This is a genomic window from Shewanella sp. S1-49-MNA-CIBAN-0167 (genome assembly GCF_040310145.1).
In the GTDB taxonomy this organism is placed as follows: domain Bacteria; phylum Pseudomonadota; class Gammaproteobacteria; order Enterobacterales; family Shewanellaceae; genus Shewanella; species Shewanella psychromarinicola.
Map to the genome: position 1 here is coordinate 1 of NZ_JBEOPO010000498.1, position 236 is coordinate 236.

Here is a 236-nt window from a genome sequence, read left to right on the forward strand (position 1 = left end):
TTCATCTACGGTGGCATTAGTCGCTACCTCAGCATTAGTGGCACCATTACTAGGCGATATTGGTTTAGCCTCAGAAATGGGACGAGTGTTAACCGTAATGGCAATTGGTGCGGGTGCGATGACCGTCTCACATGCAAACGATAGCTTCTTCTGGGTGGTGACTCAATTTAGCCGCATGAGTGTCAAACAAGCGTATCGGGCCCAAACAATGGCCACCTTAATCCAGGGGGTCACGG

The 236-nt window shown here is 50.4% G+C and carries 1 protein-coding gene; it reads left to right on the forward strand.

What is annotated here, in order from left to right:
• Window positions 1–236: GntT/GntP/DsdX family permease (locus tag AAEZ00_RS22155; protein WP_502959367.1), on the forward strand; the 236-nt coding region annotated here is incomplete at both ends.